The organism is Sedimentitalea sp., assembly GCF_039973035.1.
Lineage (GTDB): Bacteria > Pseudomonadota > Alphaproteobacteria > Rhodobacterales > Rhodobacteraceae > Sedimentitalea.
Genome location: NZ_JBDWLR010000015.1, coordinates 1 through 9,311 on the forward strand (window position 1 = coordinate 1; position 9,311 = coordinate 9,311).

General features: G+C 57.4%; 7 protein-coding genes and 4 pseudogenes. 3 read left to right on the forward strand and 8 right to left on the reverse strand.

Annotated features, from left to right (window positions below):
- From ABJO75_RS02340 to ABJO75_RS02370, 7 genes and pseudogenes are all read right to left on the reverse strand, one after another.
- The coding region (locus tag ABJO75_RS02340) for an IS6 family transposase (protein WP_348432375.1) at positions 1–391 on the reverse strand (391 nt) is incomplete at its 3' end.
- 120 nt (positions 392–511) lie between these two features.
- Complete coding sequence (locus ABJO75_RS02345) at positions 512–1,237, reverse strand: DUF1499 domain-containing protein (RefSeq protein ID WP_348130547.1); 726 nt, start codon at positions 1,235–1,237, stop codon at positions 512–514.
- Between the two features lie 92 nt (positions 1,238–1,329).
- Positions 1,330–2,625 carry an efflux transporter outer membrane subunit gene (locus tag ABJO75_RS02350; RefSeq protein WP_348130549.1) on the reverse strand — a complete coding sequence of 432 codons (1,296 nt, stop codon included), beginning with the start codon at positions 2,623–2,625 and terminating at the stop codon, positions 1,330–1,332.
- A gap of 29 nt (positions 2,626–2,654) precedes the next feature.
- Positions 2,655–2,795 carry a hypothetical protein gene (locus ABJO75_RS02355; RefSeq protein ID WP_348130552.1) on the reverse strand — a complete coding sequence of 47 codons (141 nt, stop codon included), beginning with the start codon at positions 2,793–2,795 and terminating at the stop codon, positions 2,655–2,657.
- A gap of 342 nt (positions 2,796–3,137) precedes the next feature.
- Positions 3,138–3,278: pseudogene (locus ABJO75_RS02360) on the reverse strand (IS6 family transposase); the annotation flags it as partial.
- Between the two features lie 307 nt (positions 3,279–3,585).
- Positions 3,586–5,898 (reverse strand): cytochrome P450/oxidoreductase, encoded by a 2,313-nt coding sequence (locus tag ABJO75_RS02365; RefSeq protein WP_348130555.1) that lies wholly within the window; start codon positions 5,896–5,898, stop codon positions 3,586–3,588.
- Positions 5,899–6,011: 113 nt separating this feature from the next.
- On the reverse strand, positions 6,012–6,989 hold the full coding sequence (locus ABJO75_RS02370) for an IS5 family transposase (protein ID WP_348130558.1): 978 nt from the start codon (positions 6,987–6,989) through the stop codon (positions 6,012–6,014).
- Positions 6,990–7,057: 68 nt separating this feature from the next.
- On the opposite strand from ABJO75_RS02370, the pseudogene ABJO75_RS02375 reads away from it, so the two are divergent.
- Together ABJO75_RS02375 and ABJO75_RS02380 are read left to right on the forward strand one after the other, a co-directional pair.
- A pseudogene (locus tag ABJO75_RS02375) lies at positions 7,058–7,402 on the forward strand (IS5/IS1182 family transposase); the annotation flags it as partial.
- 55 nt (positions 7,403–7,457) lie between these two features.
- Positions 7,458–7,616, forward strand: a pseudogene (locus ABJO75_RS02380) (IS5/IS1182 family transposase); the annotation flags it as partial.
- 80 nt (positions 7,617–7,696) lie between these two features.
- Here the strand turns inward: ABJO75_RS02380 and ABJO75_RS02385 are convergent.
- Positions 7,697–8,869 carry an ATP-binding protein gene (locus ABJO75_RS02385; protein WP_348130561.1) on the reverse strand — a complete coding sequence of 391 codons (1,173 nt, stop codon included), beginning with the start codon at positions 8,867–8,869 and terminating at the stop codon, positions 7,697–7,699.
- A 137-nt stretch (positions 8,870–9,006) separates the two neighbouring features.
- On the opposite strand from ABJO75_RS02385, the pseudogene ABJO75_RS02390 reads away from it, so the two are divergent.
- Positions 9,007–9,234: pseudogene (locus ABJO75_RS02390) on the forward strand (exonuclease); the annotation flags it as partial.
- Positions 9,235–9,311: the final 77 nt, after the last annotated feature.

Genomic DNA, 9,311 nt, shown 5'->3' on the forward strand with positions numbered 1-9,311 from the left:
CGAACTGAGCGATCAGCCTTTTGAAAAACCGCTTTGCGGCCTTTCCGCTTCTGCGCGTTTGCACAAGGATATCGAGAACCTCGCCATTTGCGTCAATTGCGCGCCACAGCCAATGCTTCTTGCCACGGATCGGAACAACGACTTCGTTGAGATGCCATTTGTCGTTGGGGTGAGGGCGATCACGCCGGATGCAACTCGCGAAATGGCGACCAAATCGATTGACCCACAACCGGACGGCCTCCCGGCTGACAATCACGCCCCGCTCAGCCAGAAGGTCCTCGACGCCAGCCGTGCTCAGAGCGAAACGATGATAAGCCCAAACAGCATAGGCAATGACTTCTCGCGGGAAACGGAAGCCCTTCAGGCGAGGCATCTCAGTGGGGATTTTCATTGGGTTGATGTAGCCCGATCATGATCGTTCAACAAGTTGGCAATGCCTACGAAACCATTCTGCGCGCCTCAACCGGATTCCTTGTGACAAGGCCTAGCTTTAGGCAAAGCATTGGCAAACTTAATCTCGGAACTTCTGCTGAAAAGCACGAATACGCGCGGCGTTAACTCCTTGGTCACTCCGTCCGACTCTCGATACACTGCGCATATCAACATGGCTGCCGTCTTCTCTGGGCGTCACGACAACCACGACGTCATCTGCGAAGTGAAAGACAGGGGTGTGGGCGGTTGCTTCAAAGCGGCGACGCGCGGCGTCCGAGACGATGATCTCCCACCCCATTTCCTTGGCGACTGCAAGGGCGCGTTGATATGCAGCATCCGCGGATAGATCTACCTCAAGAGGTGCAATGTCAGGATAGGCAACTGCTTGAGCCTCAGCCAATTCAGGACCACCGTAGACAAGTGTATTGCTGGCCCCCGGGCGGGTTTCATCCAGCACCTCAAAAGCAGGTGGATTCAGCGTATCGGTTGAAATGTCGTGAATGGGCGGCGAGCGGAGTGGCGGGTTGAGCGTACCCAAAATTAAGGGCGTCAGAAATGCCAGCCCGAGGAGAGTTGCCATCCCGCCTGCGATGGTTCCGCCTTTTTCCTTGCGAACTAGATGGATGATAAACGCGATCAGGCCCGCGCAAGTGATGATCGCACTGAGCGGATTGAAATAGGCTCGATAGAGGCCAAATCCTGTGAGCGGCGCCCACAACCCCAAACGTGCGCCAAAAAGCATTAGCGTCATGCCAACTGCACCACCGACGGCGACCAGAATGGCGATTATTCCCGCATGTTTCATTCGTTCTACAGGCCTTCTACTGCCAACGTTTATTATTATTCCGCCAACTTGGCTTCAAACCGGTTTTGAACAGGGTCTTTCCATTCATTTGGTTACGGTTGAGTGGCCGCAGCGCCCGCACCCGTGGCGATTTTCAATATAGCCCAGGCCTGTGCCGCATCATTCGTGGCGGAAGCAGCTTCAATCCGTGCCGCAGCGGTGTTTCTGTCCGTCTCCAGCAGGTCCAACAGCGTAATCGCACCATTGCGGTAGTTCTCTTGCGCGAGCTCATAGGCACAGCCGTATTCATCTGCAGCCTTTCTGAGCAAGCTGGCGCGCTGCCGATACCGGGACAAGTTGGATTGGGCGACCTGCACATCTTCGACAGCTGACAACACGGATGCCCGCCATGTGATCTCGGATTGTTGGGCGACCGAGACTTGGGCGTCCCGGCGCGCTCGCAACTGCCCCTGGTTGAACACCGGAAGCGACAATTGCGGTCCAAAACTCCATGCATCCAGGCCTTCGGCTCTGCCTACCGTGCCCGATAGTGTCAACGACGGGTAAAGTGCGGCCTCTGCCACACCAATCTCGAAAACCGAGACCGCAAAATCGGCTTCGGCGCTGCGCACATCCGGGCGGTTGCGCAACAGTTCGGCAGGCACACCGGTGCGTGCGCCGTCTGGCGTGCGCAATTGCGGCGATCCCTTTTGCATCTGTGTCATGATCGGGCCGGCCTGTTCGTTTAGCAATGTTGCAATCGCATAGACGTTGGCGTCAAACTGCGCGGCGAAACTGGGCTGGCCCGCGCGAGCCGTAGAGAGCAATGCCGCCGCCTCGGCCACCTCGTATTCTGTCGCGCCTCCCGCTTCGAACTGACTGCGGGTGATATCGACCGTTTCTTCCCGCGCCTCGATGGTCTCACGGGTCAGCGCCAACAACTCTTGGTAATATCGCGCATTTGAATAGGCCGAGAGCAGTTCAGCCAACCATGCCAACCCGACGGTTTCTGCCTCGGCCTGTGCTGCGGTCAGGGACGCAAGGGCGCTTTCGCGTTCTCGCTGGATGCCCCCGAACAGATCGATGACCAAGGATGCCCCCAATTCACCACTGTCGACGGTGTAGGTGCCGCTTGATCCATCGCCACCGAATGCGGTCGTGGATGCCGACAGAGAGCCGTCCAATGCTGAATTGATGCCGGTTTCGCGCAGTTCGGCCTGTGCCTGTCGGATCGCTTCGGTGGCGCTCATCACGTCAAGGTTCTGTACCAGACCGCGCGTCACAAGCTGGTTCAACGTCTGGTCTTTGTAGTCAAGCCACCACTTTTCCGCTGCCACGGCGCCGATTGCCTCGGTATTGCCCCCGACAAAGCGGGTTTGCATCAGCGTTGTTGCACAGATCAGCGGCAACTAGGAACGCGCCCTACCCGAGACGGAATTCAGGCGGTGCGTTCGAAACTGGGGCGACCAAGTTCGGCCATCCGGTTCAGCACGCGGACACCAATCCCGGCCTCTGTTTTCTGATTCTCTAAGCTGCGCGCTTTTAGTGTCGGTCCGATGACGGTCTTCCAGCGACCCATCAAAATTTCATCTCGTCTGCGCTGATTGTAGCACGATGTCCTCTGCCAAGCTATGCGTCCGTACGCCTTAAGTCCGGTAATTTGGCGATCGCGGATCGTCGGATTCCGTGCGGCGTCCGGGCTCAGCATCGCGTTTTGGGTGATGTGATCCCAATCTCAAATCCTTCGCCAAAGGGTTCGAGCAGAAGATCGCCCGTTGGGGCGCCGTCGTAGGCACCATCTGCTAGAAACAGGTCGGCTGGGTCATCAATTTGATCCAATAGACCTGGCTGCGCAGTGGAATCTCCGACGCCATCGTCAAGTTATCGGAGTTTCTGTCGGCGAAAGCCGTGGCACTGGATCTCAGGCAGCCTTCAGCTCACGCGTGATGTTGTCCCAAATCCAGTGGGCATCGGCTCTGGTTTGGCGATAGGCAGCGGCTGAAAGTGTATGGCGGCGCGGACGGAAGATGGTTCGGACCTCATCATGAACGGAAAGAAATCGTCCTCACTTTGCCAGTGGCGCGAAGAGGTCTTGTAGCGTGGCTTCGTCAAGCAGGGTCGTAGCGGTATCGGCGGCGTCATCAAAAAGCGCATCGGCCAACGCCTGTTTACGAGCTTGCATGTCGAGGATCTTTTCCTCAACGGTTCCGGCCGCCACAAGCCGGTGCACAAAGACCGATGCAGCGCGACAAACAAGATGAGAATGCAGCGTCAATCGAGATGAGAACGTAGGGTTGAAGGGTCGTAGGGAGGGCGTAGCCCGACCGGAGAGCCTTCAACTTCAGGCCCGCATCGTTCTTGTCTTGGCGTCAAAGCCGCAGGACCAGGCGGTCACCATGTGCACGAGAACAACACGTCATCATGCGGTTTCCGGCCGCGCGTTCGCTTCTGGTCAGAACTATGTCGCGGTGGTCAACCCCGCCTTCAGCCACCTCTACTTCGCAACTGCCACACAGGCCCTCGCGGCAATCGCAGGGCACGTCAATTCCCGCTTGCGTCAGCGCGTCCAGCACGGTTTGACCGGCACGCACCTGCACGTCGCGGCTGGAATCCTGCAAATGCACGGTGAACCCGTGTTCCTTTGCCGGATCAAGCGACGTATCAACTGAAGTGAAACTCTCGAATGATAGCCAGCCTTCGGGTCCATCCTCGGTCAATCCATCCAGCACCTGCAGAAGCCGTTCCGGCCCACAGGCATAGATGCGACCGGTGCGGCCAAACCTTGCCACCATCTCGGAAAGTTCCATGCGCTGACCTTCGTCCTTGGCGTATAGCGTTGCTACACTGCTGTGATCGCGCGCAATCCGGGCCGCGAACGCCATACCTTTGTAGCTTTGTCCAGCGTAGTGCAACTGATACCGCTTGCCGAGCGCCTTGAGCCGGTCGGCCATTGCCAAAACCGGCGTAATCCCGATGCCGCCAGCAATGAGAGGATAATCGTCAGCATCCTCATCAAGCTGGAAGTGGTTGCGCGGTCCTGCAGCGTGCAGGATATCTCCGGTGTTGACCGTGCGGTGAAAATACCTCGATCCGCCCCGACCCTCCGCTTCATTCAAGATGGCAATGCGAAACTGGCCGACTTCATCGGTGGTGCCGCAGAGCGAATATTTCCGGGCAAACGATCCCGAGAACAACTCTATATGCGATCCCGGCGTCCAGCGCGGCAATGCGGCGCCGGAGGGGTCTTCGAGGCGGAGATGTAGCACATTGCCTTCGCCGACCGAAGCTTCTGCAACGCGAAGACGTCGACGGATGTCGGATTTCGCCGGCGGCCCGATGAGATAATCGTTGGCCTGTGCCAGCACCGAGCTATCACTCGCCTCAGGGTTCAACGTCGCATCCCATTCGACGAGCAGAGATTTTGGCCCCCGAAACGAGGTATTGGGCAGATATTCGAAGGTCTGTTTGGACAGTTTCATATGCGGCAGACGGTGGCTCAGTTCCTCTAGGAAAATCCGCATCTCAAGCCGCGCGATGTTCTTTCCCATGCATTGGTGCGCGCCATAGCCGAAGGTCAGATGGTCCGCTGCGGTTTCACGATATAGGTCCAACTGGTCAGGGTTCTCAAACTCGCGCGGGTCATGGTTTGCCGAGGCCGTGACGATCAGCAGCTTGGCCCCCTTGGGGATATCCACACCACCAACAACCGTGTCTTGAGTCGTGATCCTTCGCCACGCAACCACAGACCCGGCAACACGCAGGCATTCCTCGACCGCGTTTGGGATCAGGCCAGGGTTCGCGACAATTTCTTGCCACGCAGCCCTGTCGGTCAACAGCGTTTTGACCGCATTGGCCGAGGCATGCGCGGCGGTTTCATGGGCGGCGACTAGGATCGCCATCATCATGGATTGCAAATAGCTGTCGGTCACGATGTCTGGGTGCAGCTTGTTCTGGCGAATGCTGTCGTACATCCAGCCCTTGCCGTCTGGGTTGTCGCGCATCCGCTCCAGCACCTTGCCTGACGCCTGCCAGAACCGGCCGACAGAAGTGGCCACCGACAATTGTTCGTCCTCGGATGGGCGGCCCCAGGTGTTGACGGTATGCGCCACAGAAAACGCCTTAAGTTCCGAGATACTGTCATTATCCACGCCCAAAAACCGCAGCGCGACCTCCATGGGGATTTCCCAAAACATCTCCTTGACCAGATCGGCACGTCCCGCTGCCACGAAACGGTCCACGCAGCGCCGCGTCAATTCGCGCACCATTGGTGTGAGTTCTTCGAGGTTTTCAGGTAGGAAGGCATCCATCAGCAATCGCCGTCGGATCATATGATCCGGCTCGTCCTCGTTCACCATCGTGCGGTTCATCGCATAACCATAAGAGTTCAGGATCTCGGCCGCCTCCACCGGAGCCGGTGATATCTTTTCCAACGCAATGGCCGGCGAAAACAGGATCGGGTCACGGAACACATCCTTGATATCGCAGTAACGGCTGATCGCCCAATACCCCAGCACCTCACTGTAAAATATCGGTTCCCCCTCCCGCGACCAACGCAACGCCTCAGCTGGATCGGATTGATAGAGCGCGTCAAACGGGTCAAAACTCGTCGCCTTGTCGGAGAACGGGCAGCCCGCTGAGGAGGACGGTCTTCCTGACAAAGACTGCTGTTCGGGTATTGGCATTTTCCCTCCAGTGCAAAGGTGCGATTGGTGACACGACATCCTATTCTCTGATTTTATCGGCGTTGTTGCACAGATCAGCGGCAACTAGGAACGCGCCCTACCCGAGACGGAATTCAGGCGGTGCGTTCAAAACGTGGGCGGCCAAGTTCGGTCATTCGGTTGAGAACCCGGACGCCAATCTTGGCTTCTGATTTCTGATTTTCGAAGTTGCGCGCCTTTAGCTTGGGTCCAATTACCGCCTTCCAGCGGCCCATGAGAGTTTCACCTCGGCTGCGTTGATTGTAGCCTGTGGTTTTCTGCCAAACCATCCGCCCATGGGCTGCGATCTCGGAGATATGCCGGCCGCGTGCCATCAGATTGTGGGCCGCATTGGGGCTCAATATTGCGTTTTTGGGAGGTGGGATTGTGACTTTGATCATCGATCCGAACCGAGCGGCAAGGAGATCAGATGTAGGTTCCCCGTCGTAAGTGCCGTCTGCCAGAAACAGATCAACCGAGCCGTCGACTTGATCCAAAAGATCTGGCAGCGCCGTTGGATCGCCGACGTCATCCCTGGTGAGATCAGAGCAGACGATCTCCCCGCTGACGAGATCGAGGCCGAGGTGCAGCTTGCGCCACGAGCGCCGTTTGCGCTTGGTTTCATGCTTTTCCTCTAGCCATTCGCCCTCACCGAAAATCTTCAGGCCAGTACTGTCCACGACCAAATGGATTGCAGCATGGCTGTCGATCCTAGGCCTCGATTGCAGTGTCAAACCACTGCCCCTGCGCGACAGGGTGGAGAAATCCGGTACTGCGATATTAACCTCCAGCATGGCTGCAATAGAGCGCATCATTCCTTGGGTCTGGCGCAGCGGTTGGCTGAAGACCACGCTCAGCGTTAGACAAAGCTCAATCGCCAGATCGGAGTATCGCGGCTGTCCACCACGCGTCGTTCGGCGTGGCGCCGACCACAGACCAAGTACATCTTCGCTGATCCAGAACCTCAGATCACCGCGCCGTCGTAAGCTTTCGTTGTATTCAGAGCAGTTGGACACCCGATGCTTTTGCTTCGGGATCTTGTCACGACGATCAGCGTTGAACTTGTGCGGCATTTACAGCATCCTGAAAGGAACAGACCGCCTTGAAATCAGCGCAGGGGCGATCTGTGCAACAACGCCGTGAACCAACATCTGATTTGCTTGCCGCTCGGTTCGGACCGTTGATCGAGGTGACGATCCCACCTCCCAGAAACGCGATCCTGAGCCCTGATGCGGCCAAAGATCCGACGGCACGTGACCGCCATATCGCCGAGATCGCCGCCAGCGGGCGGATGGCCTGGCAGAAGGCCACTGGCTACAATCAATGCAGCCGAGGTGAAACCCTGATGGGTCGTTGGAACACCGTCATCGGTGCCAAGCTCAAGGCGCGCGGATTCGAAAATCAAAAGACAGAGGCCGGGATTGGTGTCCGCATCCTTAACCGGATGACCGGAATTGGCCGCCCAAATTTCGAACGCACCGCCTGAATTCCGTCTCGGATTGGGCGCGTTCCGACATCTTCATCTGCCCTGCAACAATGCTATTCGATACGACAAGCGTCGCTACAAAAGGCTCAACAGGATCGAGATCATGTTCGGACCACTGAGGGATTGGCGGCGCGTTGCAACCCGCTACGACAGATCTCCAACGTTATTCCTGTCTACCATAGCCCTTGCTGCAACCATCTTGTTCTGGCTCTAACTCAATGAGTCTGGAGCCTAATTGTTTAGTCCCATCCCGCCTGACCCACTTCTACATTCGATGGAAACGCCGTGGTGGGATTAGTGCGCGCGCAACCGCTCGATTGCGGACGCCAAAGGCATCGCACGCAAACCGCCCTGCCCCGGAACGTCGCGGTCGCTCGCATAGACCAAAAGCCGCTCTGAAACATTGAGCTCGTCGGATGCGATGTGAAACCCACGTGTTACCTTCGGACTGGTTGTGCGTTTGATTTCAATCGCCCAAAGGCTCTGGTCTGGCAGTTTCAGGATCAAGTCGATCTCAGCGCCGGCGGATGATCGGTAGAAACTGGCCTCCGTGCCCCTTGGGGCGGCGGCGATCAGGTTTTCGATGCAGAACCCTTCCCACGAGCCGCCAACGACAGGATGACCAAGTAGGGACTCGGTGGTTTCCAGACCCAAAAGCGCATGGGCCAGACCGGCATCGCGGATATACACCTTGGGCGATTTGACGAGTCGTTTACCTGCGTTTGCATGCCAAGGCGGCAATCGCCGCACAAGCATGAGATCCACAAGTAGATCGAGATACCGTGCCACGCTTTGCCCGGATACGCCCAATCCCGCAGCTATCTTCGCTGCATTCAGCAATCCGCCCTGCTCATGCGCCAGCATCGTCCAGAACCGGCGCAAAGTTTCGGCAGGAATGCGAAGACCGAATGATGGTATGTCGCGCTCAAGATATGTGCGGATAAAGTCCTCGCGCCACGTCAGGCTTTCCCGATCCGAACCAGCCAGGAAACTGTCCGGGAAACCGCCCCTCAGCCAAAGCTGTGACAAAGCCCCCTGCCCCACCTCATCAAGGGTAAAAGGCGTCAATTCGTGATAGCTCACACGGCCGGCCAGAGATTCAGCGCTTTGCTGCAAAAGCGTGTTCGACGCCGATCCCAACAGCAAAAATTGTCCGGTCCGATACCCAACTCGCCGCCGCCGATCAATCTGACCGCGAAGCGTGCCAAAAAGCCCCGGCATCAACTGGACTTCGTCGAGCACAACGAGCTTGCCTGCTTGCTCATCCAGATAAAGATCAGGCTCCTCAAGAATCTGTCGGTCTGCAAGGCGTTCCAAATCCAGATATACCGCATCGCGGGCCTCTGCGATATCTTGTGCCATGGTAGTCTTACCCACTTGGCGGGGCCCAAGCAGCACAACACCGGCCTGGCTTTCCAAGGCGCGCTCAATACGGCTGAGATGGTTTCGAATGATCATACCTCGCATTTATGCCATGATATGGAAGTATTACAAGGTATTTGAGCGATGCGGCTGGTTTTCGTGCAGCCATTTCACCCAACTGTCCAAAGAATCTGCGTTCCAAATGCCGTTGAGCGGGGGTATCCACACCATCAACGCCGCACAACAGCGTGTCGATCGCACGCGCGGCCTGGCCCCAATTCAAAGGCAACGGGGGCCACGGTTTGGCGAACCTCAAGCAGGCACTGAACCTCGACTTTCACCACCACGATGCCGGCGAAGACGCGCGCGCCGCTGCAATGGTCGTCTTGCGGGCTCAGGCCGTAGCATCAGGGTCGGCAGTGACGGAGCTGCTGCGGTTCAAACCCGTCCAATTGTCGTGGCCTTTCTAAACGCGCCCTCTTTTGACCGCTGATCGCGCAGCCTTATGATCAGCGGTCAAAAGGGGGCGGCACACTGACGATACCGA

Bases quoted from the DNA above. Each gene is read 5' to 3' on its own strand.
- ABJO75_RS02345 (WP_348130547.1), bottom strand. From the start codon at position 1,237: ATGAAACATGCGGGAATAATCGCCATTCTGGTCGCCGTCGGTGGTGCA.
- ABJO75_RS02355 (WP_348130552.1), bottom strand. From the start codon at position 2,795: ATGGGTCGCTGGAAGACCGTCATCGGACCGACACTAAAAGCGCGCAGC.
- ABJO75_RS02365 (WP_348130555.1), bottom strand. From the start codon at position 5,898: ATGCCAATACCCGAACAGCAGTCTTTGTCAGGAAGACCGTCCTCCTCA.
- ABJO75_RS02370 (WP_348130558.1), bottom strand. From the start codon at position 6,989: ATGCCGCACAAGTTCAACGCTGATCGTCGTGACAAGATCCCGAAGCAA.
- ABJO75_RS02385 (WP_348130561.1), bottom strand. From the start codon at position 8,869: ATGCGAGGTATGATCATTCGAAACCATCTCAGCCGTATTGAGCGCGCC.